The 23,712-nt window shown below is 45.3% G+C and carries 20 protein-coding genes; 5 read left to right on the top strand and 15 right to left on the bottom strand.

Annotated features, from left to right (window positions below):
- Nucleotides 1-15: 15 nt before the first annotated feature.
- The gene (gene glyA, locus MHN09_RS14650; RefSeq protein ID WP_014950092.1) at nucleotides 16-1,272 is read right to left on the bottom strand and encodes a serine hydroxymethyltransferase; all 1,257 of its coding nucleotides are present in this window, start codon (nucleotides 1,270-1,272) and stop codon (nucleotides 16-18) included.
- Between the two features lie 154 nt (nucleotides 1,273-1,426).
- Nucleotides 1,427-2,455, bottom strand: a complete 1,029-nt coding sequence (lpxD, locus tag MHN09_RS14645) for a UDP-3-O-(3-hydroxymyristoyl)glucosamine N-acyltransferase (protein ID WP_239241213.1) — start codon at nucleotides 2,453-2,455, stop codon at nucleotides 1,427-1,429.
- A gap of 417 nt (nucleotides 2,456-2,872) precedes the next feature.
- Between lpxD and ettA the strand changes: the two genes are divergently transcribed.
- Together ettA and MHN09_RS14635 are read left to right on the top strand one after the other, a co-directional pair.
- Complete coding sequence (gene ettA, locus MHN09_RS14640) at nucleotides 2,873-4,540, top strand: energy-dependent translational throttle protein EttA (RefSeq protein WP_014950094.1); 1,668 nt, start codon at nucleotides 2,873-2,875, stop codon at nucleotides 4,538-4,540.
- A 210-nt stretch (nucleotides 4,541-4,750) separates the two neighbouring features.
- Nucleotides 4,751-5,158, top strand: a complete 408-nt coding sequence (locus tag MHN09_RS14635; protein ID WP_014950095.1) for a PilZ domain-containing protein — start codon at nucleotides 4,751-4,753, stop codon at nucleotides 5,156-5,158.
- Between the two features lie 108 nt (nucleotides 5,159-5,266).
- On the opposite strand, the gene radA is transcribed toward MHN09_RS14635, so the two are convergent.
- Nucleotides 5,267-6,634 (bottom strand): DNA repair protein RadA, encoded by a 1,368-nt coding sequence (gene radA / locus MHN09_RS14630; protein ID WP_014950096.1) that lies wholly within the window; start codon nucleotides 6,632-6,634, stop codon nucleotides 5,267-5,269.
- A 190-nt stretch (nucleotides 6,635-6,824) separates the two neighbouring features.
- Between radA and MHN09_RS14625 the strand changes: the two genes are divergently transcribed.
- Nucleotides 6,825-9,350, top strand: coding sequence for a PilZ domain-containing protein (locus tag MHN09_RS14625; protein WP_239241212.1), 2,526 nt, complete (start codon nucleotides 6,825-6,827; stop codon nucleotides 9,348-9,350).
- A gap of 171 nt (nucleotides 9,351-9,521) precedes the next feature.
- On the opposite strand, the gene serB is transcribed toward MHN09_RS14625, so the two are convergent.
- Nucleotides 9,522-10,505, bottom strand: coding sequence for a phosphoserine phosphatase SerB (gene serB / locus MHN09_RS14620; RefSeq protein ID WP_239241211.1), 984 nt, complete (start codon nucleotides 10,503-10,505; stop codon nucleotides 9,522-9,524).
- A gap of 118 nt (nucleotides 10,506-10,623) precedes the next feature.
- Between serB and MHN09_RS14615 the strand changes: the two genes are divergently transcribed.
- The gene (locus MHN09_RS14615; protein ID WP_014950099.1) at nucleotides 10,624-11,340 is read left to right on the top strand and encodes a hypothetical protein; all 717 of its coding nucleotides are present in this window, start codon (nucleotides 10,624-10,626) and stop codon (nucleotides 11,338-11,340) included.
- A 17-nt stretch (nucleotides 11,341-11,357) separates the two neighbouring features.
- On the opposite strand, the gene MHN09_RS14610 is transcribed toward MHN09_RS14615, so the two are convergent.
- The 10 genes from MHN09_RS14610 to rpoE all read right to left on the bottom strand — a co-directional run bounded on the left by MHN09_RS14610 (nucleotide 11,358) and on the right by rpoE (nucleotide 20,832).
- Nucleotides 11,358-12,179, bottom strand: a complete 822-nt coding sequence (locus MHN09_RS14610; RefSeq protein ID WP_239241210.1) for a TatD family hydrolase — start codon at nucleotides 12,177-12,179, stop codon at nucleotides 11,358-11,360.
- Nucleotides 12,180-12,294: 115 nt separating this feature from the next.
- Entirely contained in the window at nucleotides 12,295-12,933 is a 639-nt protein-coding gene (gene pdxH, locus MHN09_RS14605) for a pyridoxamine 5'-phosphate oxidase (RefSeq protein WP_014950101.1), read from the bottom strand.
- A gap of 226 nt (nucleotides 12,934-13,159) precedes the next feature.
- Nucleotides 13,160-14,071, bottom strand: a complete 912-nt coding sequence (era, locus tag MHN09_RS14600) for a GTPase Era (RefSeq protein WP_014950102.1) — start codon at nucleotides 14,069-14,071, stop codon at nucleotides 13,160-13,162.
- A 19-nt stretch (nucleotides 14,072-14,090) separates the two neighbouring features.
- Entirely contained in the window at nucleotides 14,091-14,777 is a 687-nt protein-coding gene (rnc, locus tag MHN09_RS14595; protein ID WP_171337348.1) for a ribonuclease III, read from the bottom strand.
- Entirely contained in the window at nucleotides 14,777-15,679 is a 903-nt protein-coding gene (gene lepB, locus MHN09_RS14590; protein ID WP_014950104.1) for a signal peptidase I, read from the bottom strand. The genes rnc and lepB overlap by 1 nt, the downstream gene beginning before the upstream one ends.
- Nucleotides 15,679-17,475, bottom strand: a complete 1,797-nt coding sequence (gene lepA / locus MHN09_RS14585) for a translation elongation factor 4 (protein WP_014950105.1) — start codon at nucleotides 17,473-17,475, stop codon at nucleotides 15,679-15,681. Before lepA ends, lepB begins: the two co-directional genes overlap by 1 nt.
- 308 nt (nucleotides 17,476-17,783) lie before the next feature.
- Nucleotides 17,784-18,245, bottom strand: coding sequence for a SoxR reducing system RseC family protein (locus tag MHN09_RS14580; protein ID WP_239241209.1), 462 nt, complete (start codon nucleotides 18,243-18,245; stop codon nucleotides 17,784-17,786).
- 18 nt (nucleotides 18,246-18,263) lie between these two features.
- Complete coding sequence (locus MHN09_RS14575) at nucleotides 18,264-19,448, bottom strand: MucB/RseB C-terminal domain-containing protein (protein ID WP_239241208.1); 1,185 nt, start codon at nucleotides 19,446-19,448, stop codon at nucleotides 18,264-18,266.
- A 124-nt stretch (nucleotides 19,449-19,572) separates the two neighbouring features.
- Nucleotides 19,573-20,154 carry an RseA family anti-sigma factor gene (locus MHN09_RS14570; protein ID WP_014976995.1) on the bottom strand — a complete coding sequence of 194 codons (582 nt, stop codon included), beginning with the start codon at nucleotides 20,152-20,154 and terminating at the stop codon, nucleotides 19,573-19,575.
- A gap of 99 nt (nucleotides 20,155-20,253) precedes the next feature.
- Nucleotides 20,254-20,832, bottom strand: a complete 579-nt coding sequence (gene rpoE, locus MHN09_RS14565; RefSeq protein WP_012518957.1) for an RNA polymerase sigma factor RpoE — start codon at nucleotides 20,830-20,832, stop codon at nucleotides 20,254-20,256.
- Between the two features lie 197 nt (nucleotides 20,833-21,029).
- Between rpoE and nadB the strand changes: the two genes are divergently transcribed.
- Nucleotides 21,030-22,715 (top strand): L-aspartate oxidase, encoded by a 1,686-nt coding sequence (nadB, locus tag MHN09_RS14560; protein ID WP_014976996.1) that lies wholly within the window; start codon nucleotides 21,030-21,032, stop codon nucleotides 22,713-22,715.
- 111 nt (nucleotides 22,716-22,826) lie between these two features.
- Here the strand turns inward: nadB and MHN09_RS14555 are convergent, their stop codons facing one another.
- The gene (locus MHN09_RS14555; protein WP_039228294.1) at nucleotides 22,827-23,699 is read right to left on the bottom strand and encodes a MaoC/PaaZ C-terminal domain-containing protein; all 873 of its coding nucleotides are present in this window, start codon (nucleotides 23,697-23,699) and stop codon (nucleotides 22,827-22,829) included.
- Between the last annotated feature and the right edge of the window lie 13 nt (nucleotides 23,700-23,712).

Here is a 23,712-nt window from a genome sequence, read left to right as displayed (position 1 = left end):
AAAACACAAACCTATTTATTTATAAACAGGGAATTGTGCGCAAAGTGCAACCACTTCGTCTTGAACACGTTTGATAACAGACTCATCGCCCATGTTATCTAGAATGTCGCAAATCCATGTTGCAACTTGTTTAGCTTGTTCTTCTTTGAAACCACGGCGAGTAATCGCTGGGCTACCAATACGAAGACCGCTGGTTACAAACGGTGAACGCGGGTCATTTGGCACTGAGTTTTTGTTTACCGTAATATTTGCGGCACCAAGTGCTGCGTCAGCATCTTTACCGGTAATGTCCTTGTCGATAAGGTCAAGAAGGAACAAGTGGTTGTCAGTACCGCCAGAAACGATGTTATAACCGCGCTCTTGCATTACAGAAACCATAGCTTTCGCATTTGCAACAACCTGCTGCTGATACACTTTAAATTCTGGCTGTAGTGCTTCTTTGAATGCAACCGCTTTAGCTGCGATCACGTGGCAAAGAGGGCCACCTTGGTTGCCTGGGAATACAGAGCTGTTTAGCTTTTTGTAAATCGCTTCATCGCCGCATGAAGAAAGGATTAAACCACTACGTGGGCCAGCAAGGGTTTTATGAGTAGTCGTTGTTACCACGTGAGCGTGAGGAAGCGGGTTTGGATAGACGCCCGCTGCTACAAGACCTGCTACGTGCGCCATATCTACGAGCAAGTAAGCGCCAACGCTATCAGCGATTTCACGGAATTTTGCCCAATCAACAATGCCAGAATACGCAGAGAAACCACCGATAATCATTTTCGGCTTGTGCTCTTTAGCAAGTGCCTCAACCTGAGCGTAATCGATTTCACCGGTTTCTTTGTTCAGACCATACTGAACAGCATTGTAGGTTTTACCAGAGAAGTTTACGTGTGAACCGTGAGTAAGGTGACCACCTTCAGAAAGGCTCATTCCCAATACCGTATCGCCTGCGTCAAGTAGTGCCATGAATACGGCAGAGTTAGCTTGTGAACCAGCGTGCGGTTGAACGTTCGCGTAGTCTGCACCAAATAGTGCTTTTGCACGGTCAATAGCAAGTTGTTCAACAACGTCTACGTGCTCACAACCACCGTAATAGCGCTTGCCTGGGTAACCTTCAGCGTACTTATTAGTAAGCTGCGAACCCTGTGCTTCCATTACACGTGGGCTACAGTAGTTCTCAGAGGCAATAAGCTCAATGTGATGTTCTTGACGCTCAACCTCTTTAGACATTGCATCGGCTAATTCAGGATCGAAGTCGGCTATATTCATTTCGCGAGAAAACATGGGGGCTCCTTAACTGCGGTTTTTATATGGCGTTACGCACTGATTGCTCAAATTCGAGCCATATTCTAGTCATTTTCGGGTGCTTGTATACCGCTTTATGACCAAATTAATATAAATGGCGCAGGTTTAACGAAATACCTGCGCCAGCGCGAGATCAGACCTGTTTTTCTAGGGCTTTAACACGGTCAAATAAACTACCAATTTTGGCAAGGCGAACCGTATTTTTGCGCCAGTCACGGTTAGTTTGTGCTGGCTGGCCAGAAGAATAAACGCCCGGTTCAGTGATATCTTGTACAATCATGGTGTAGCCAGTCACCTGAACATTGTCGCAAATGCTTATGTGACCGTTAATGCCAACTCCACCACCGATAATAACGTGTTTGCCGATATGGCAGCTACCGGCAATACCTGTAGCACCGCAAATACAAGAATGATCACCAATAATACAGTTGTGGCCAATTTGTACTTGGTTATCGATAATAACGTTAGTGCCTAAAATCGTATCTTCCATGGCGCCGCGGTCAATGCTGCTGCTTGCGCCAATCTGACTGTCGTCACCAATGCGAACCGACCCTGTTTGTGGAATAGGGATCCAAACGCCTTTATCGTTTGCGTAACCAAAGCCTGCCGCACCAATAACTGTTTGGCTATGAATTGTCACGCGCTTACCAATCACAACGTCATGATAGATAGTTACGTTCGGGTGAATGGTACAGCCTTCACCAATATGGGTACCTCTACGAATAACCGTATTCGCGCCTACAGTAACTCTATCGCCTAAAACCACGTTCTCTTCAATGATTACATTGTGGCCTAGCGATACATCACTGCCGATGCGGGCAGATGGCGCAATAACCGCTGTATCAGCAATACCTGTCGCTACCGCTGGGGTAGTATCAAACAACTGAGCGATGAGGGCGAACGCTGCATGAGGGTTTGCCACAACCAACGCTGGAACTGGGCTATCATCTTTTAAGTTTTTGTGCAGAATTACCGCACCAGCCTGAGTATCTTTTAACTGCGGCTTGTATTTAGGATTTGTTAGAAACGAAATTTGGTGCGATGCTGCACCAGATAACGTACCTACTGCAGATATCGTGATATTTCCATCACCCTGCACTTCCCCATTCACGTGCTTAGCAAGCTCATCCAAACTGTATGTGCGTTTATTCATAGCAGTCATTTAAATTACCTGTTCAGAGATATCGATAGAACCTGTTGACTTTTATTGTAGAAATTTAGGTTTAGTTGGAAACCCTTTTAATCGCGAAACAATCCTACAGGCTCTGGTTTTGAGTCTAACGCTTTTAGGCTATATCTGGTGGCTACAAACTCCCCAGAAAGCACACGCTTACCCTTTATAATGAAACCAAGTTTACCTTAAATCGCCTCATCAACCGACGCATAAATCAAACTTTTTAAAATGAGCGCTCAAATTTTCATCAAGCACGAAAAACGCCGAGCATAAGTGACAAGGGCCTATTGACCTTTTCTGTACATCAAAGGTCAACAGGCTCTAGCATAAACTACCCTCTTACGAGTAGAATACGCCCAATTAGGACTTTATTATTTTTCACCGCTTTTTCAGCGAGGATAGAGCATGGCTCAATACGTTTACAGTATGCATCGCGTGGGCAAAATCGTCCCACCTAATAGACACATTCTAAAAAATATCTCACTTAGCTTTTTCCCAGGCGCCAAAATTGGTGTGCTAGGCCTAAACGGTGCAGGTAAATCAACCTTACTTCGCATTATGGCTGGCGTAGATACCGATATTGAAGGTGAAGCGCGCCCTCAACCGGGCTTAAAAGTGGGCTACCTTCCTCAGGAGCCTCAGCTTGATGAAACAAAAGATGTTCGCGGCAATATCGAAGAAGCCGTCGCCGACGTTAAACACGCATTAACTCGCCTAGATGAAGTATATGCAGCTTATGCAGAAGCAGACGCTGATTTTGACGCCCTTGCTAAAGAGCAGGGCGAGTTAGAGGCTATTATTCAAGCCAAAGATGGCCACAACTTAGAAAATGCATTGGAGCGTGCTGCTGATGCCCTTCGCCTTCCAGCGTGGGATGCGGACGTTAGCAAACTATCTGGTGGTGAACGCCGCCGTGTAGCGCTGTGCCGCCTACTTCTAGAAAAGCCTGAAATGTTGCTTCTAGATGAACCCACTAACCACTTAGACGCAGAATCAGTGGCATGGCTAGAGCGTTTCCTTCACGATTATGAAGGTACGGTAGTCGCTATTACCCACGATAGATACTTCCTTGATAACGTTGCAGGTTGGATTTTAGAACTTGACCGTGGTGAAGGTATTCCGTGGGAAGGTAACTACTCTTCTTGGTTGGAGCAAAAAGAAAACCGACTTGAGCAAGAAGAGCGTACCGAAACGGCGCGTATGAAGAGCATGAAACAGGAACTTGAGTGGGTACGCTCAAACCCGAAAGGTCGTCATGCTAAAAGTAAAGCTCGTATGGCCCGCTTTGAAGAACTATCTACCAGCGATTACCAAAAGCGTAATGAAACCAATGAGCTTTTCATTCCACCAGGTGAACGCTTAGGTGACAAGGTTATTGAAGTAAGCAACCTTAAAAAGTCGTATGGCGATCGCGTACTTATCGACGACTTAACGTTTAAAGTACCAAAGGGTGCCATTGTAGGTATCGTTGGCCCTAACGGCGCGGGTAAATCAACCTTGTTCAGAATGCTTACTGGTGCTGAGCAACCTGATTCAGGGACCATCGATTTAGGTGAAACCGTTCAAATTGCTGCGGTAGAACAGTTCCGCGACCACATGAACGAAAACAACACCGTGTGGAAAGAAATTTCTGACGAACAAGACATTATTCGCATTGGTAACTTTGAAATTAACAGCCGCGCCTACTGCAGCCGTTTTAACTTTAAAGGCACCGACCAGCAGAAGTTCATCAAAGACTTGTCAGGTGGTGAGCGTAACCGTGTTCACCTTGCGAAACTGCTTAAAGCAGGCGGTAACGTATTGCTACTGGATGAGCCAACCAACGACCTAGACGTAGAAACACTTCGCGCCTTGGAAAACGCGTTGTTGGAGTTCCCAGGCTGTGCCATGGTTATCTCGCACGACCGCTGGTTCCTAGACCGTGTAGCAACACACATTATGGATTACCGCGATGAAGGTAACATCAACTTCTTCGAAGGTAACTACTCAGACTACGAAAGCTGGTTGAAGCAAGAATTTGGACAAGATGTGGTTGAACCGCACCGCCTTAAATATAAGCGTATGTCTAAATAACACAAATTCAGAGATGTAAGAGCTGTATCTCTGCTTTACGCCTAAAGCCGCTATCGCTGATAGCGGCTTTTTTATTTGTTCGCTTTTCATTGCGAACCCACGCAAATTAGCCAATACTAATACCAGTCCGCATAGGTCATTACCCACTCAGTGGGCAATTATCTACGCGGACTGATATAACAGCGTTAATGATAACTGGGTATTTGAAAAATGACGGATAAGCGCCAATTTCAACGGGTGTCACTGAATGTAAATGGCACACTGGCACACAATGACGTTAGTATTGATGTGGTAGTCAGCGACGTATCGCTTCAAGGCATTAAACTTCAAGCTACCGAAACGGCGTTGTCACACTTACCTTTTGACAGTCACGACCCTTACACTGCTACCTTCCAAGCAAATGAAGACAGTCCTGTAATAACCCTTTCTATTTCGCAGTTGTATCGTCATGCCGACAGTAGAAAAGAACGGGTTTCATTAGGCTGTAAAGTTGAGCGAATGGATGTAGACAGCATTAGCGCCCTTCGTCGTTTAATTACTTTAAACAGCGATGACGCCAGTATTGAAGAGAAAGACCTGAATGCATTAGTTGATGCGGTTTATCAGGCGCCACATTAACCTTTAAAAAACGCGTTTCACTCGTTTAATGCAGGAAAGACCCATTTAATAGGCCTTTCAATTTAACAGGCACCGTCAACACTTTACTTAAATGTTGAGCCTTTCGCATTACTCAAGCGCGTCTAACGCCTCAGATAAGCGCGCTACCGGCACCACTTTCATACCATTAATGGCTTGCTTAGGCGCATTGGCTTTTGGCACGATCGCCCGCTTAAAACCATGTTTCGCTGCTTCGATAATGCGTTCCGTTCCGTTAGGAACCGGGCGAATCTCGCCGGCTAGCCCGACTTCGCCGAATACAATTAAATCTCTGGGCAGCGAGCGATTTCTAAAGCTTGAAATCATGGCCAATAATAAGGCTAAGTCTGCACTGGTCTCTGATACTCTTACACCACCTACCACGTTGACAAAAACGTCTTGATCGTTCATTTGCACATTGCCATGGCGATGCAAAACCGCGAGCAGCATCGACAAACGGTTCTGATCCAACCCTACAGCGATTCGCCTTGGGTTCGACATCTGCGAATAGTCTACCAACGCCTGTATTTCTACAAGTAACGGGCGGGTGCCCTCCCAGATAACCATAACGCTAGACCCTGGCGTTTCATTGTCACCTCGACTTAAGAATATGGCCGATGGGTTGCTTACCTCTTTAAGGCCTTTTTCTGTCATGGCAAACACGCCGAGCTCATTTACCGCACCAAAGCGGTTTTTATGACTTCGAAGCGTACGGTAGCGACCATCACTTTCTCCTTCCAGCATCATAGAGCTGTCGATACAGTGCTCAAGAACTTTCGGACCCGCCAAGTTACCGTCTTTTGTTACATGGCCAACAATGAACATAGCAATATGATTTTGCTTGGCAAAGCGCGTTAAATACGCCGCGCTTTCTCGTACTTGCGACACACTGCCTGGCGCAGACTGCACGTCTGACACGTGCATCACCTGAATAGAGTCGATAACCATAATTTTAGGCTTTTTCGTAAGGGCTAAATCGCAGATGGTTTCCACGTTTGTTTCGGCTAACATCATCAGCTTGTCATCAGGTAGATTTAAGCGCTTTGCTCGCATGGCGACTTGCTGAAGCGACTCTTCCCCTGTGACATAAAGCGCGGTTTCACTTTTTGCCATCTGACACATTACTTGAAGCAGAAGCGTACTCTTTCCCGCTCCTGGCGAGCCACCAATTAACATAGCTGCCCCAGGGACTATTCCGCCCCCTAACACTCTATCTAGCTCTTTAAATGTTGACGAGAATCGCGGTAGTGATTCGAGATCTATTGCATTTAATGTCTCAATTTTGGCAGCGGTTTGCCCTGCATAGCCTGACGTGGTTTGGCGTGCGACACTTTTGGCACTTGCAACCACAAACTCACTTATCGTATTCCACGCTTTACACTCCGAACATTGACCTTGCCAGCGAGGGAACTCTGCACCGCAGTCAGAACACACATAAGCAGTTTTACGTTTTGCCATATTCCAGTTTTATCCATTGCTTAAAAAGAGTATTCTAACACTTAACAACGGTGAAATAAGCACAAACCTAAGGTCAGTTCTCCTCCAGTAAAACTGGTACAAAAGTATAACGACTTTACGGGTTAATGAGTTTTGCTGATTTGCCGATAACAACTAAAATAATGATACTAAACAACAAAGTTGCGCATTCATGAGTCAAGATTTAAAGCAATATGCTGATATTATTGAACAGCTAAAGCCCATGGTTAATGAGCCTGAGTTTAATCAGGTATTGCTTCAAACTGCATCTGATGTGCCGAAAGAAAAGCGCTTCCTCATCAAAATGGAAGTGAAACGCCTAGCCAAACCCTGTATGCGCACCATAGACTTGCGTGGTCATGTTGACGGAAAGTGCAATAAATATGTACACGAAGGACGTAGCCATTACATGGATGACGTCGCTGTTGACAAGTTTGAAGAGCAGTTGAGGGTATTTGGCCGATATACTTACGGTGTTTACGAAGCGGTACAAAACACCGAAAACAACTTTCGCTTAATGCGCGAAAAAGAACTCGCACAAGAACGCGCTGATAAAGAAAATCCTGAACTCAAAAAGCGCTCAGCAGTATTGGAGCAGTTTAAAGTTCCTACCGTAAACCTGCTTGATTACAGACAGCGCAACGCTGAACGCATGAACTTCGCTGTGGCGGTAGAATTATTCAATAGCGCCAATCAATCAATGCGCGGTTTGAGTGTTGATATATCTCTTGAAGGCTTGCAGGTAAAACTCTCTAAAGACGCGTTTTTCAAAAAAGGAGAAACGCTGTTTATATTCTTTAGGGGCTTAGAGAATGAATTTGCCATGGACAAAAAGAATGGCATTGCATATAAGCTCGTAAAGATAATAACTAAAAACGATGTTAACTATCTTGCCTTGCAGCGCGATAAAGAAAAGCCAAGCCCCGCATTCGACAAATTCTTAGAAAGCTTTATACACGGCAATAAACGCCGATATAAAGTTAATATGAGCAATACGATTGAGGCGATTACCAGTAAAATTTGTGAGCAGTACTTTTCGCCGCGTAGCCCCACGTTGCCGGTGTATATAGACGTCATTAATAAAACGCTGGTTCCCCGGTTTGCTATGGTTAACGAAGTGAACCGCGAAACCGTACAGTATTGGCAAGACGAAGACGATAACTGTCGATTGAACTTCTTACTCACCCAGGAAAGGCTTATGCGCTTATTGCAGAAGTCAGAAGAAGTAAGAGAGATTTTCGTATTTAGTTTTACTCATTTGCAGAACGACAAGGTCTATTTTTACTCAGCGTCTTACGAGGAACTCTTGCAAAAAGACGTACTAACCCGAGTATTTTTAGGGTTTGGCTCTAAAAAAGCGAGTTGGCGTGTATTTAAAATAACCTTAACAGAGGTTGACCCTGAGCAGGCCCATATTCCGCTTTCCATTCCGGATTCTGTCGGTAATAAAGTTAAAAAACTGAACACTCCGCCATCGGCTCGACTAATGTCAAAGCTGAAAAACCTGCGATTCTTGGCACACGTAACCGATGTAACCTCAGTAACAGGGCAAGAGACCTACAACGAGTTTAAGTTTAATCGAGAAAACCTCTCTCATCTGCGAAATTTTGGGCATCCGCGCAATCGCGCTCCTTCGAATGTTCAGGTTGTCAGGTTTAAATATGAAGAGCAACGCATTGAAAGTCGCTATCAGCTGAGAACCCAAATTGAAGCTCGCTTCAATAATGAAGAACTGGTGCACAAAGGGATCAGCGAAGATATTTCGGTGCATGGACTTGGACTTCGTATAGAGTTGAGCAAAGAATATAAAGGTAATTTAGAGGGCAAAGTAGAAGTCGCCTTCCCTCGTCTGCAAGAAATTGCCAGTTCCTTTGATATCATGCATTTGCAATACGAAATCATTTATCACAACGTCGACAAGAACATTCTTCATTTAAAAACTATGCCGGGCGACGAGGGCAAAAGTGCTAGAAACTTCTTTGAAGAACTGATTAAAAAGAACAAAGGCAGCCTTAAAGTAGAGAACGACGAAGAAGAAGTACCAGGCATGGGACAAGCGCTTCGTTGTATTAATGCGCGAAACGCTACTTCCCTATCCTTCTTAATGAGTAAGGAAGGTGTTCGCTACACTCCACAGGCTTGTATTGTCGGAAAGCAGGACGAACGCATAACCACCCTAACCACGCAATACGCCGAACGTGGGCAAGTGAATTTAGAGTTTCTCTTTAGAGACCGAAAACAAGATATACCTTTTGTACAAAGTGGCATTAAGGCCGTTAAGCTTGAAAATATGCCGTTGCGACAGGAATTATTTATCTCATTCGATGCATCACAAAAAGAGCCGCGAATGGCGATCATTCCTCGCTATTCCGATAAATTCGAAAATAACGAGCAGCGCCGAGCGTTTATTAGAGAAGCTATGGTTCGCGGCCAGTTCGTAGCTATTCATGTCATGCTAACCACAACCGGCAAGCCAGACATGACCATGCTGCAAACGGAAATCAATTACGTCACCATGTACGCCATGCACCGGGCCCGTGAGCTAGAGAAGAAAATGTGGAGTATTGCAGCGTGCTCTCATCTAGTCGATGTCACAGATGAAGTACTTATAAGATACGGCTTTACAGTGGAAGACATCACGGCAAATAAAACGTTAAAAAGTGCGGTTCAACCTAAGGCCATTGCGCGCAACGCGTAGTGAAATCGCAAAGCCTATCAATTTAAATGAGCCCGAAGGTTAAAACCCATCACGGGAGGATTTTAATCACAAGATTTTGGAAACTTGTGGCTGGTGAAAGGTAACCGATAAAGTGTGAAGCGCTAGTTTTATTGCCCCAAAACTAACGCTTGTATTACAGACTCTCGCTAACTACTTGTCTAGAAAATACAGAAGGCTATGTAAACTGCCAATGCGGATTGCCACATCCGCCTTTTCATTAACCAGTGGCTTACCGTGACACGCCACGCCTAGCGCTGATTCAGCCATCATGACCAAATCGTTAGCTCCATCACCCATAGCAACGGTTTGTTTGGCTGAAATTTGCCACTTCTCGGCAAGGGCGTTTACGGTTCGCGCCTTAACGTCTGCATTGACAATTTCACCCTCTACTTTTCCAGTCAGCTGCTCGTTTTTCACCGCAAGCGTGTTAGAAATGGCAAAATCGAGTCCAAGCCTTGCTTTTAGGTGGTCAGCGAAAAAGGTGAATCCACCTGAGGCGATCGCTAATTTCCAATTATGCTGTTTCAAGTGAGTAAGCAAGGCTTGAATGCCGGGCATGATAGGTATGCTGTCACGAATTTGATTAAGGTGACTAACTGGCACGCCTTCCAAGCAGGCCACTCTATGCGTTAAGCTATCATTAAACGCAATTTCTCCACGCATTGCCTTAGCGGTAACTTCTGCCACCTGCTCGCCAACACCCGCCAATTTAGCTATTTCATCGATACATTCAATCGCGATGACAGTGCTATCCATGTCCATGACCAGTAGTCCTGGCTCAGACAATGAGGGGCGAGAGCCCTGCAAACCAACATCAACATTATATGCCTTGGATACGTCGCCCAGCAGTGGCTTAATCTGCTCAAGTTCAGTGTTTTGCAAAGCACCTCTAATTTCTATTACATCATCCCCCATTTGCTTGTGTAAATGATGGAAAGCAGCGCTAGAAGGAGTAAACACATCGTTGAGTTTAATTAAAACGCTGTGCAGTAGATAAGGTGTTACAGCTTGACCAATAACGGTTAACGTATGTGAATACGCACTGTCTTTGTGACTATTGCTAACTACATGAGACAAAAGAGAAGCTAAATGGATATCGTCATTATCGATATTATTAAGAAGAGTGTCTTTCATAACGCACACAGAAACTGCGGTGATTGGCAAATGGTGCTCTAATGCTAACCAATTAGGCTAACTAATAAAATATCTCCTTTTAAATTATTTCGAATTATCCTACTGTTAGGCAACCCTCGTGACTTTATGGAAAAGCGAATTGGTAGACGGGCTAAGCAAAGCAGCTTCACAAACAAAGAATGACTCGCATTCGTTGTACACAGTTCTAAAGCGATTGTTCCACACAATAGTAGTGAGTGCGGTGTTTGCTTTGATAGTGGTATTGCTTCTGTTATTCCAACAATACCAAAACGACTGGCTTACCGTGCAAACTCGCTTCTCTGGAGAGAGCATTGCAAGGCAGTATGCAAAACTGCTACAACCTGCCTTTATCGCTGACGCACTTTCGAATCAGGAAACTGAGAACAATGTAGATTCCGCGCTATCTGATACTCTCACTCAACGGGAGTATATTGAAAGTGTCGCCTCTATTTTGGTCGACGAGCCACACATTCTTGCCTTGTCTGTGTTTGATAAGGACGGGAGGTATATTGCTCCTTTGCCTCAAATTGCCAGTGTGGTGTCGATGAGTCAGTCGCAAAGTGTAACGCCGCTAACCTATGTTGGCGTTATCACTGACGATAATGAAAATTTACTAGGTTATGTGAATATTCACATGAACACGCAGGCTGTCCTCGAGAGTCCACTGACATTGCGTTACCAGCTTGCTCTTATTGCGTGTATTCTCGTCTTTTTAGCGCTCATGCTAGGTATTTACCTAACCCGGGCCTTTTATAAATCTCGCCCATGGTTTATTCAGGTAATCGAATCAAAAAGAAATAAAGAGAAGCGCTAGATAGCTAATTTGGAAGTCTATGCTTCACTTCCAGCATCAATATCAAATAGTCGAGTGTAGTTCGCTGTGGTGGTGGACACTATTTCTTTATGTGACATGCCATAGCGGTCGCTTATAACATCAACGACATCTGATAAATAACGAGGTTCGTTTGCTTCTCCTTGTCTACCGCACATGGGCATATCAGGGGCATCCGTTTCTAAAAGCAATTTATCAAAATGGTGTTCTAACAAAAACCCAAGGGTGTTTCGTGTTTTTTGAGCACGCTCATAGGTAATCGTACCGCCTACACCTAGGTAAAACCCTCTATCAATATACCCTTTGGCCACTTCAATACTTCCTGAAAAAGCATGTACAACGCCTATACCTTGGTATTTGGTTTGCTTCAATGCTTCAACTAGCAGGTGATGACTTTTTCTGTGATGTAAAATTACGGGTAACGATACTTTATCGGCAAGTTTCAAATGGTTATGTAGCGCTTCCTTTTGAAGCGCTAATGGCACGCTTATATGCCCATCGATACCTGTTTCCCCCACGGCTTTTACCGAAGGGTGCAAGTTAGCCGTAGCGTCCTCAAGTTGACGAAGACTCTTCTTGAGTGTTTGCTCTGGCTTTTCAAGCTCACTGCCAGTTAAAAAATAAGGATGGAGTCCAAGCGCAGTATCAATAGATAAAAGGCTTTCATAGCGTTCATTGAGCGCTTGTAACGCCTGCCAAGATTCGGGGGTAATGCTAGGCGCCATGATGCGGGTAAGCCCTGCGGCTTTGGCGCTTTCTAATGCAACTCTAAGATCTTTCTTTTGTGCAAGTAAGTCGAGATGGCAATGACTATCAATCACGGTTTCGATGCCTCCTTGTTACTTATCTCGCCGCACGCTATCTACAAGCTCAATAGTTAAACGGGCTCACATTCTAGTGAAGTACTTTAGCGGGAACGAAAGGTGAACGTATTCCCTACGGCATAAGGCGCTGTGTTACCCACGCGCCATCTTCAGTTTTGTTGTATTCAAAGCGGTCATGTAGCCTATCTTCTCCACCTTGCCAAAACTCAATTTGATGAGGCACGATCCTGAAACCGCCCCAAAAGTCCGGCACGGGAAGCTCTTTGTTAGCAAACTTATCTTTTAACTGCTTAAACTGGGTCAGTAGAAGCTCCCTGCTGCCAATAGGTTTGCTTTGTTTTGACGCGTACGCTGCTAGCTGACTGTCTTTCGGTCGCGAAAAGAAATAAGCAGCATTCTCAGAAACAGAAAGCTTTTCAACGCTGCCACATACGCGAACCTGACGCTCCATAAAAAACCAGGGAAAGTGGCACGACACTTTAGGGTTTACCGCTAACTCTTGTGCCTTACGGCTGCCTAAGTTAGTGAAAAACACAAAGCCCTTTTCACTGACATCTTTTAACAAAACAATACGCTGAGAGGGTTGGCCGTTGGCATCGACGGTGGCAACCGTCATTGCAGTAGGATCAGGAATTCCGGCGTCTATGGCGTCTTTTAACCATTTATCGAACATGATAAATGGACTTGAAGTAATATCTGACTCACTCAAACTGCCCTTTGAGTACTGCCTGCGCATATCTGAAATTGCCATATACCGCTCCTAAAAAGAAGTTGTTGTGCCTGCTAGAGATGTTGAAACCGAGTAAATAAACCACCGTGTAAATGCTCACATAAGCGCATCTAACTGAGGTAGTTGTCCACAAGCCATCAGCTACACCACTTGGCGAAAATGCTGACTCACTATCTTTGCTAATATAACGTGCTAATATAACGCCAGTTACAGCTAACTAGCGTTATAAAGATAATATTAGCGTGAACTAGAAGTTACTGTCGTCTCCGTAACCTAGAGAGCGCAGAGCACGTTCATCGTCTGCCCAGCCTTGTTTCACTTTCACCCAAAGTTCTAGAAATACTTTGTTGTCGAACAAGTTTTCCATATCTTTACGCGCTTGCTCACCAATGGTTTTCAAATGCTTTCCGCCTTTGCCGATGATCATGCGTTTTTGGGTTTCACGCTCTACCAAAATCAGACCGCTGATACGATAAACACCATTGTCTGCCATTTTGAATTGCTCAATTTCCACAGTAGTAGAGTAAGGCAGTTCATCGCCGGTAAAGCGCATAAGCTTTTCGCGAATGATTTCAGCAGCCATAAAGCGGCTTGAGCGGTCAGTAATGTAATCTTCCGGGAAGAAAAACTCACTTTTAGGTAGCGACTTGGCCACTAACTCTCTAATTTCGTCAACCATTCGGCCCTGTTTAGCACTGATAGGGATCATGTGCTCAAACGGGTGCTTTTCGCCAAGTTTTTTAAGGTGAACCATAAAGTTTTCTTTATCTTCAACCTTATCCATTTTGTTTACGATGAGATAGCAAGGAAGGTTCGCTTGTTTAACCTTACTTAATACCATTTCATCTTCGGCGTTGAATCGATCGCCTTCGACAACAAAAAGCACAAGGCCAACTTCAGCCAAAGAGCTTGATGCCGCGCGGTTCATGTAGCGATTAATCGCGCGCTTTTCGTCTTGGTGAAGCCCTGGGGTATCAACGTAAATCGCTTGATAATCACCGTCGGTGTCTATACCAAGAATACGGTGGCGCGTGGTTTGCGGCTTACGCGACGTAATGCTTACTTTTTGACCTAGCAAGCGATTGAGCAAGGTCGATTTACCTACATTAGGGCGACCTACTATGGCAACTAGGCCACAGCGAGTTTGAATATCAGGCATTTCTGGCAAATTCGATTCATCATGCGTTGTCATCAAGCTTCTCCAATGTTAAACGAGCAGCTTCTTGTTCTGCTTTTCGGCGGCTATTGCCAGACGCCACTACCGCTTCTGGTAGACTTTCTACCTGACAGCTAACTTCAAAAGTCTGAGCATGATCTTTCCCTGAAATAGATAGCACTTCATAGGTTGGCAGCGCTTGTTTACGACCTTGTAAAAACTCCTGAAGACGAGTTTTGCTGTCTTTAGGGTGGGCATTAGGGTCTAGTTTGTTTATGCGGGTTTCCCATAAACGGTCTATAACGCCTCGTACCTCGTCCATACCGGAATCGAGATAAATAGCCCCTAAAATAGCTTCAACTGCATCGGCTAAAATCGAACTTCTACGATGACCACCGCTTTTGAGCTCACCGGGCCCTAAGTTAAGTAGTTCACCCACACTGGCTTCCTTTGCAAGTTCTGCCAGTGTGTCTCCTTTAACCAAAGTAGAGCGCATTCGTGTGAGTTTGCCTTCTGGCACAGTTGGGAATCGCTTAAACAGCGTTTCCCCAACAATCATGCCTAAAATAGCGTCACCTAAAAATTCTAGTCGCTCATTGTGCTGTTTAGCCGCACTGCGATGAGTAAGTGCTTGTTCCAATAAAGCTTCATTGCTAAATGTGTAGCCTATCGCCTTGTACAGACGACGATATTTATCAATTCCCTGCATTAATGAATGCCACCTGCTCGCTCAAATCGAACACCTGTTGGTACCCAAGTTGGAAGGAAGTCTGACGGACTGCGCTCAAATTCAAATGAAATCCAAATCGCCACCGCTTTTCCAACCAAGTTTGCATCTGGCACAAAACCCCAAAAACGGCTGTCGCGGCTGTTATCACGGTTATCGCCTAGCACGAAATACTGACCTTCTGGCACAATCCACTCATTGCTGCGCGTTCCAGGCTGGGTATAAAAATTAACCGGCGATATCTCGCGTACTGGGTGGCGCAAAATGTCGTGCTCTACTGTGCCTAAATCTTCGGTGTAACGCATAAGCTGCGCCATGTCCTGTACGAACTCACCACGCTCTTGGAACGTCAGCGGTACGGCTTTCAATTTAGGGCAGTTGTTGCCAGTCTCACACTTCGGTTTGATATAAACCTGTTTATTTTGATAAACCACAGTATCGCCCGGTAAACCGATCACGCGCTTAATGTAGTCAATTGAAGGCTCTTCAGGGTACTTGAAAACCACCACATCGCCACGCTCTGGAACGCCAGTTTCAATCAGCTTACTTCTGAAAACCGGGTCTTTCACGCCATAGGCAAACTTTTCAACCAAAATGAAGTCACCCACTAACAGAGTGGGCATCATTGAGCCTGAAGGAATTTGAAATGGTTCATATAAAAACGAACGCAATACCAACACGAAAGCAATAACAGGAAAAATCTGTTGCGAAGTATCAACAAGGTACGGCAGTTGAGGATCTTCTCCATAGCCCGCTCCTTCTGCGGTTGCCGCAGCCTGTAAGCGTGCTTTTCGTTTTGGTGCAAACACTAGGCTATCCACTAGCCAGATTAATCCTGTTATTAAGGTGAGTGCCACCAAAATCAAGGAGAAGTAATTCGCCATTATTTGCCCACCTTCAATACTGCAAGGAACGCATCTTGTGGCAATTCAACATTACCCACTTGCTTCATTCGCTTTTTACCTTCTTTCTGCTTTTGAAGTAGTTTCTTCTTACGGCTTACGTCACCGCCGTAACACTTCGCGATTACGTTTTTACGTAGCTGTTTAACTGTACTTCTTGCAACAATATGGTTACCGATAGCCGCCTGAATAGCGATATCGAACATTTGTCGTGGAATAAGCTCGCGAAGCTTTTCGACCAGCTCACGACCACGGCCTTGAGAGTTTTCTCTGTGCGTAATTACCGCTAACGCGTCTACACGTTCACCGTTAATTAGAATATCAACACGCACCATGTCTGATGTCTGGAAACGCTTAAAGTTGTAATCAAGCGATGCAAAACCACGGCTCGTAGATTTCAAACGGTCGAAGAAATCGAGCACCACTTCTGCCATTGGCAGTTCATAAGTTACCGCCACTTGCTTACCGTGGTATGTCATGTTGGTTTGCATACCGCGCTTTTCAACGCAAAGTGTAATTACGTTGCCTAGATACTCTTGTGGCACAAGAATATTGGCTTCAACCATAGGCTCACGAATTTCAGCGATATCATTTACCGGAGGCAATTTAGCTGGGCTATCTACGGTAAGGGTTTCGCCCTTGGTCGTTTCTACTTCGTATATTACGGTAGGCGCAGTAGTGATAAGACCCAAGTCATATTCACGCTCTAAACGCTCTTGAATGATTTCCATGTGCAGCATGCCAAGGAAACCAATACGGAATCCAAAACCTAGCGCTGCAGAGCTTTCTGGCTCATAGAATAGTGAAGCGTCGTTCAGGCTTAATTTCGCCAGGGCGTCACGGAAATCTTCATAATCGTCTGAGCTTATTGGGAAAATACCGGCATAAACCTGAGGTTTAACCTTTTTAAAGCCAGGAAGCATTGCGTCAGCTGGCTCGCGAGCCAAGGTAATGGTGTCGCCCACAGGCGCGCCTTGGATATCTTTAATTCCTGCGATGATAAAGCCTACTTCGCCGGCTCTTAATGTGCCCGTATCGAGTGGCTTAGGCGTAAATACACCAATTTTGTCAACCTGATGCGTTTGACCGTTTGACATAATTTGAATTTTGTCTTTCTTAGTCAACTGGCCTTCGACAATACGTACCAGTGAAACAACGCCTTGATAGTTGTCAAACCAAGAATCGATAATCAACGCCTTAAGTGGCGCTTCGCGGTCACCTTCTGGCGGCGGAATTTTATTTACAATAACTTCAAGTACATCTTCAATACCGATACCGGTTTTTGCTGAGCAGCGCACAGCGTCCAGCGCATCGATACCAACAATATCTTCAATTTCTTCTGCAACGCGGTCTGGTTCAGCCTGAGGCAGGTCGATTTTATTTAGTACAGGCACCACTTCCATATCCATCTCGATGGCGGTATAGCAGTTTGCCAATGTCTGTGCTTCTACGCCCTGACCTGCATCAACAACCAAAAGCGCACCTTCACAGGCAGCAAGAGAACGAGATACTTCATAGGTAAAGTCAACGTGTCCGGGAGTGTCGATGAAGTTAAGCTGATAAGTTTCACCGTCGCGCGCTTCGTAGTTCAGCGTTACGCTTTGCGCTTTGATAGTAATACCGCGCTCTTTTTCCAGGTCCATTGAGTCGAGAACCTGTTCAGCCATTTCACGGTCTGTTAGCCCTCCACAATGCTGGATTAGACGGTCTGACAGCGTAGACTTACCGTGGTCGATGTGGGCGATAATACTGAAGTTACGAATGTGCGATTGTTGCATAATGCTGGAAATTACCTGCAGAAAAATTCATTAAACAAAAAATGCTGCTTGCCTTGCTTAAAGGGTTATACGCAGCGCGTGCGGATTTTACCCATTTCTTGCGCGAAAAGCGAATTGGCGTGGTGGAAAATTTATTACTTTCAAGAAACATAACGAATGGAAGTGGCAACCTGACGTGACTTCCTCGTTCTATCTCAAAACTCGGCTACATTGATGAGCGTGAGTTAACGCTATCATCTTGTATAAATCGGCCTCGTATGGAGCAGTCCCGTATTAAACCATTGAGCAGCGTAAAGCCCTTCAAAAAATCAATGTTCTACTGCACTGTGATCTTGTTGACCCAATAGGACAGGTTGATATTTCGTACATTCTACACGACGCAACTTGTAAGCAATTAACTTATAGGTAAGGAAGGTTACTAACCCACTAGGCAGCATGGCCCATAACTCGTGAGTAAAGCCGTTACTGCTAAGTAATGATATAGACACCGAATATGCCCCGATAAACGCTATGAGCGGTAGCAAATACAACCAAGCCGATGCACTTAAAATACCTGCTTCCGGTATACCTACAGTCACTTCTTGGCCAACCCGCACAGGCATGGGAGTACGCAGCGTCAACTGCTGCGTTTTCGGTGCAAGCGCACGAGAAATAACGCCGGTACCACAATCACTTTGTGCTTGGCATGCGTTACAGGTGGATTTAATCGCTGCTTCTACGGTGACCGTATCACCATTAACGGCAACTACGGTGGCGGTTTCTCTTATCATTGTTACTCAATTGCGCGGTTATTTACTTACACTGCTGACGGGGCGTAAAGACGTAGCAATAGCGTTAGCGGTTTGCAAAGGTATTTCTCCCACCACTGTCACCTGGGCTTTGCCGTCTGTCAACGTTAAGAACGTACTCACTTCATTGCGCAGCGCCAGCGTTTCACCTAACGCATCTTCCGCAGGCTGAACATACACAGATACGTCAACCAATCCATCTGAAAAGAGTTTATATTCTACAATTTGCCCTGTTAAGGCCAATCGTCTTGTATCTTGCTTTATTTCTCGCATGCCAGCCGGCAAATAGGTGACATCCCATTTGTGTGCACGATTTGGCGTGTTGCTCAGCGCCATGGGCGCGGGTAACGACGCAGAATTAATTCGTGAGAAATAATCAGCAGGCTCTGGCGATATCGCAAAGGCCGTGACCTGAATCTGCTCTAATAGCGCCCCTTGCAAATCAAGCATGTTCAGTTTGAGCAACATACCAGACGACTCATCCAGCCACAGTTGATAACCAAATCGCGTGTTATCTCGGCTGACTATTCGAATTTGTTGCGCTGAACGTCCTGCCACCCGCGCTCTTCCCACAGCGACGAACTCATAGGCTTCGGCAAGCTGTTCAGGATGATACAATAATACACTTGGTATTGGGCCGTTGATATGCTTTGAACGCAAGCTATAGGGTTGTACATCTGGCTCAAATACACTCACCACATCGTTCACACGAATAAGCTCGCGGCCTGGTCCATTTTGAAGATTTAACTGCTCTAATTCAGAGCCATCTTCCATAATCCCGTGGCGCCATAAATATGGAACGGTTTCCTTTCCTGCAATAGTTTGCACAAAAGACACTTGGAAATTGGCATTGGTTATAATGTTTTGAAGTTCAGCTAACCACTGGTTGGCCGATTGAGGCTCGCGCGCGCGCGAAGCAGATGCATTTTGCTCGCTTCGACTTTGTTCAAGTTGCTCTTGAATCACGTCTTCTCGCACTGCTTCTTCTTGATCGGCTTCATCTAGTCGAACAGCCCTCGTGTTTGATTCTGAGTTAGCGTCTAATTCAACGTCGCCATCATTCACGTTTTGGACTGGGGCAATAGGAGATTTCGTTTCTTCGCTCAGCGAAGTAGTTTGGGCAATAGTGGGCTGAATAGCCGCGCCCGAAATGAAAAAAAGTGCAAGGATAGAACTACAGCGCATTTTTTCCTGCCTTAAAACAAACATACCAGCAGTATATGCTGGTATGATTAAAATATGAAATGCATGTCAGTCGCAATTTACTTGCGAAAGCACATTCCAACTAATGTTGACTGGCTGCGATAACTTATGGGCGCTCTGGTCCACTTGTTTCGCTTTCACCTTCGTCCTCTTGCGCTTGCTTAAGCTTTATTTGCTGCTCATGATCAGCAATCAATGCATTAATTTTGCGCTTTTTCTCAAGCATTTCATTCATGTCGTTACGTGGTAACGTTCTGGTTTGTTCCAAACTCACTGGAGACAATCCACCTTGAGGAGCAATCGTTGGCGCTGTCATAAATGGCTCGGTAGGCGCTTCTTGATTAGTGTATTGAACACCAAAGATAACTGCCACTGCCACCGACGCGGCTACTGCAAACTGGCCTGACTGCTTCGCAAAAGGAACAACATTGCCAATCAATGGTATCGACTGCCAGCGCGAGCGTTTAGGTGCGACTATAGCTGGCTCGTTTTCAAGCGCAGCTGCTACGCTTGCGGTGATGTCCAACTGTGGAGCAACACTTGCTTCTTTTCGCATTGCACCGCGATACACATGGTAACGTTGCCATTTGGCCTGAAGCGCTTCATCTTGCTTAATCGCATCGATGATGTCATTGCCTTCTATCTCACCATCCATGAATGCGGACAATTTTTCTTGCTGTTGCGTCATATATTCATTTCCAGATCAAAGTGATCGTTAACTACCCTAACACAGCTGTTAGTCATCGTGGAAAAAAGAAAGTTCATCTTTTTTTGATTTTATTTCTTTTTAATTTTCTAACAACGGTTGAATAACTTTATCAATCGCCTCGCGAGCCCTAAAAATACGGGATCTCACCGTACCCACAGGACACGACATTACGTTCGCGATTTCTTCATAGCTCAACCCTTCAATTTCACGCAGCGTTATCGCCATACGTAAATCGTCCGGCAGCTTCTCAACTACCTTAAACAGGGTTTCTTCAATTTCCTCAGATAACAGGCTTCGCTCGGGTGTAGATTGCTCTTTTAATGCATCACTACCTTCGTAGAAATCTGCTTCGTCAGCATCGACATCGCTTGCAGGCGGCTTGCGACCTTGAGATACAAGATAGTTCTTGGCACTGTTTACCGCAATGCGATAAAGCCAAGTATAAAATGCACTGTCGCCACGAAAATTAGGTAAGGCGCGGTATGCTTTAATAAACGCTTCTTGAGTTACATCAGCAACGTCACCAGTATTTTTCACATAGCGAGAAACGAGATGCATCACTTTATGTTGGTAACGAGTTACCAACAAATTGAACGCATTTTTATCGCCACGCTGTACTTTTTCGACCAGTTGTTGGTCGGTTATCTGCTCGCTCATTCGAGCCATTACTCCCTACTTCAACTACACAATAGCTCTAACAAGCATGTGTATAGACGCGTTCTTTTTACAAAAGTTCTGTAAAAGCATTAAATATTTTAAAAAATGCTTAGGCCAGGGGGCAAGAATGATTGTGTTTTGCTACTCATCCTTTAGACTTGCCGAACCTTTGCTCGTTTGAATTGATATAAAAATACATGAAATCTGTATCGTCTTCACTAACTTCCACATCAAATGCAATAGAACACCGTTGTGACGTATTGATTATTGGGAGTGGCGCGGCAGGATTGAGCTTAGCGCTTAAGCTTGCCGACCATTGTCAGGTTATTGTACTTAGTAAAAGTGACCGCAATGAAGGCTCTACCCGCTATGCACAAGGTGGTATTGCCGCAGTATTCGATGAACAAGACTCCATAGACGCACACGTAAAAGACACGCTTGCTGCAGGTGCTGGGCTTTGCGAAGAGCCAGCCGTAAGATTTACTGCAGAACGAGCAAAGGCGTCACTTGAGTGGCTTATCAGCTACGGTGTACCGTTTGATACAGAAAAAAGTGAATCTGGTGAGGAGCGCTTTCACCTTACCCGCGAGGGTGGACACAGCCACCGGAGAATTCTTCACGCTGCAGATGCCACAGGCGAAGCGCTTCAAATTACATTAAACGACGCGGTATCGACCCATCCAAACATCCACATATTTGAGCGCTATAACGCCATTGATCTCATTCCTTCAAAGGAAGAAAAGAACAGCGTGGTGGGTGCTTATGTTTGGAATAGACAACAAGAGCACGTTGAAGTAATTCGCGCCCCTTTCGTTGCGCTAGCGACTGGCGGTGGTAGTAAGGTGTACCAGTATACATCGAACCCCGATGTGTCGAGCGGTGACGGCATTGCCATGGCATGGCGAGCGGGTTGTCGAGTGGCCAATATGGAATTCAATCAATTTCATCCGACTTGCTTATTCCACCCGCAGGCACGTAACTTTTTGATTACAGAAGCGCTGCGCGGCGAAGGCGCAAACCTATGCCACGCCGACGGTACCCGCTTTATGCACAAATTTGATGAGCGTGGCGATCTTGCGCCGCGCGACGTAGTCGCTCGCGCAATCGATTATGAAATGAAGCGATTGGGCGCTGACTGCATGTACTTGGATATCAGTCATAAGCCTGCTGACTTTATCGTTAAGCACTTCCCTAATATATATCGAAAGTGCCGCTCGCTTGGTATCGATATAACCCGTGAACCTATCCCAGTCGTGCCTGCTGCGCACTACAGCTGCGGCGGAGTGATGACCGACTTTAATGCCAAAACCGACTTGAATAATGTATACGCAATCGGTGAAGTGGCCTACACAGGTCTGCATGGCGCCAACCGCATGGCATCTAACTCTTTACTTGAGTGTGTGGTTTTTGCCAGCGCTGCAGCGGAAGATATTATTAAAAATCTTCCCAGTGCAGACTGTGAAGAGTCTATTGCGCCTTGGGATGAGAGCCAAGTGTCTAACTCTGACGAAGAAGTCATCATTCAACATAACTGGCACGAACTTAGGCTGTTTATGTGGGATTACGTAGGTATTGTACGCACGGATAAGCGCCTTGAACGGGCCATGCGCCGCATTAAGCTATTAGAGCAAGAGATTACTGAGTATTACTCACACTTCAGGGTAAGTAACAACCTGCTAGAGCTTCGAAACCTTGTTACGGTTGCAGAACTCATTGTGCGATGCGCGATGGAGCGAAAGGAAAGCAGAGGGTTACACTTTAATTTGGATTACCCTGAACAGTTAGACAACCCCGTTCCTACAATACTTATACCCAGAAAACAGCTGTCAGGCGCTGACGTTGGCTCACTAATTACCCAAGACAGCTTCGCCGATGCCGACTAGTGATAAAGTAAGATCTGTATCAGTCTAAAGAAGGCGCTAATGTTAATGCGCCTTTTTTAATAGTTATCTCCCGCTTACCTTTTGCTAATCTGCACCTGATTAAACATTAATTCAGGCCTGATTAAACACTAAACTAGCCGATAAGTGCACAAGGCTGTCATTACTATCGGTAACGTCTATTAGCACACTATTATCTGTTTTACAGTGTTGTTGAATATGAATGTCACAGGGCAAAAACACGGGTTTTCTAAAGCGGCAATTTACTTCTTTTACGCTCATAGATTGTCTGAAGTCTTGATGACTTACAAACGCCGACACAGCGCGTGACAATGTCCACATGCCGTGCGCTATAGGCTGTTTAAACCCAAATGCTTTGGCAGATATTGCAGACAAGTGGATTGGGTTATAATCGCCAGAAAGCTTTGCATAGCGGCGACCTGTATTAGCCGAAGCACTAATTTCGCCGATGAGCGCCCTATTCTCTAATTCACAATCGTCATGTAAGTCATTTTTTGCACCAAGTGGAGCTACATGAACGGCTTTCACCTTCACTAAGTAACTACTTATCGCCCTGTAAACCAGGTTCCCTGCCTGCAGCGCCTCTAACATTACATCCACTTCCCAACCTCGGTTATGCGGTCTCACATCGTGAAAACGCACGCGACATTCAAAGGGTTCGCTTAAATCGCAATGGTCTATTACCGATACTTTGTTAGCGGCGTGGATAAGGCCAAGCAATGGAAATGGGCTTTGTTTGTCCAGCAAACACTGCATTTGCAATGGTAAGGAAAGCATCTGTAAATAAAGTGGATGGACATGCTCATTTGCCGGCCAGTCAACTTCCTGACAAAAAGAAGCGTAGTGCACATTGTCGACATTGAGCGTTTTGGTATAGATGCGCTGAGGCAACGTAGGCGGTTTAAACTGCATAAGCTGCCTGGCGTCAACGCGTTTAAATAACGCTTTGGTATACTCACGAAACATCTTTTTAATTCCT

The sequence above is a fragment of the Alteromonas sp. MmMcT2-5 genome (assembly GCF_022348315.1).
Taxonomy (GTDB): domain Bacteria; phylum Pseudomonadota; class Gammaproteobacteria; order Enterobacterales; family Alteromonadaceae; genus Alteromonas; species Alteromonas macleodii.
This window is presented reverse-complemented; position numbering and strand designations above follow the sequence as displayed.

Coding starts and splice junctions, on each gene's coding strand:
- MHN09_RS14570 (WP_014976995.1), bottom strand. CDS start 20,154: ATGACGCAACAGCAAGAAAAATTGTCCGCATTCATGGATGGTGAGATA.
- MHN09_RS14575 (WP_239241208.1), bottom strand. CDS start 19,448: ATGCGCTGTAGTTCTATCCTTGCACTTTTTTTCATTTCGGGCGCGGCT.
- lepA (WP_014950105.1), bottom strand. CDS start 17,475: ATGCAACAATCGCACATTCGTAACTTCAGTATTATCGCCCACATCGAC.
- MHN09_RS14555 (WP_039228294.1), bottom strand. CDS start 23,699: ATGTTTCGTGAGTATACCAAAGCGTTATTTAAACGCGTTGACGCCAGG.
- glyA (WP_014950092.1), bottom strand. CDS start 1,272: ATGTTTTCTCGCGAAATGAATATAGCCGACTTCGATCCTGAATTAGCC.
- MHN09_RS14625 (WP_239241212.1), top strand. CDS start 6,825: ATGAGTCAAGATTTAAAGCAATATGCTGATATTATTGAACAGCTAAAG.
- MHN09_RS14635 (WP_014950095.1), top strand. CDS start 4,751: ATGACGGATAAGCGCCAATTTCAACGGGTGTCACTGAATGTAAATGGC.
- ettA (WP_014950094.1), top strand. CDS start 2,873: ATGGCTCAATACGTTTACAGTATGCATCGCGTGGGCAAAATCGTCCCA.
- radA (WP_014950096.1), bottom strand. CDS start 6,634: ATGGCAAAACGTAAAACTGCTTATGTGTGTTCTGACTGCGGTGCAGAG.
- pdxH (WP_014950101.1), bottom strand. CDS start 12,933: ATGGCAATTTCAGATATGCGCAGGCAGTACTCAAAGGGCAGTTTGAGT.
- rpoE (WP_012518957.1), bottom strand. CDS start 20,832: ATGAGCGAGCAGATAACCGACCAACAACTGGTCGAAAAAGTACAGCGT.
- lepB (WP_014950104.1), bottom strand. CDS start 15,679: ATGGCGAATTACTTCTCCTTGATTTTGGTGGCACTCACCTTAATAACA.
- MHN09_RS14580 (WP_239241209.1), bottom strand. CDS start 18,245: ATGATAAGAGAAACCGCCACCGTAGTTGCCGTTAATGGTGATACGGTC.
- serB (WP_239241211.1), bottom strand. CDS start 10,505: ATGAAAGACACTCTTCTTAATAATATCGATAATGACGATATCCATTTA.
- era (WP_014950102.1), bottom strand. CDS start 14,071: ATGCCTGATATTCAAACTCGCTGTGGCCTAGTTGCCATAGTAGGTCGC.
- rnc (WP_171337348.1), bottom strand. CDS start 14,777: ATGCAGGGAATTGATAAATATCGTCGTCTGTACAAGGCGATAGGCTAC.
- lpxD (WP_239241213.1), bottom strand. CDS start 2,455: ATGACTGCTATGAATAAACGCACATACAGTTTGGATGAGCTTGCTAAG.
- nadB (WP_014976996.1), top strand. CDS start 21,030: ATGAAATCTGTATCGTCTTCACTAACTTCCACATCAAATGCAATAGAA.